Here is a 212-nt window from a genome sequence, read left to right on the forward strand (position 1 = left end):
TAAATCTTGTCAAAATATTCAAGACTAGGACAGACGCGGTGATAAGTAGTGCGGCCGCCCAAGCCAATGTATGCCAGTTGTCATAAGGACTCATCGCAAACTGTTAAATGGTGTTGGGTAAGTTAGAAATAGGCTGACACATATCTGTACTGAAGTATTGATTGTTAAGTGCGGTATATAGTAACGGTGCTGTCTCACCAGTGATTCGAGCA

General features: G+C 42.5%; 1 pseudogene. It reads right to left on the bottom strand.

Annotated elements, in window-relative coordinates:
• Positions 1-212: pseudogene (locus V6252_RS13545) on the bottom strand (phosphate ABC transporter permease PstA); the annotation flags it as partial.

It is taken from the genome of Psychrobacter proteolyticus, from assembly GCF_038155145.1.
Lineage (GTDB): Bacteria > Pseudomonadota > Gammaproteobacteria > Pseudomonadales > Moraxellaceae > Psychrobacter > Psychrobacter proteolyticus_B.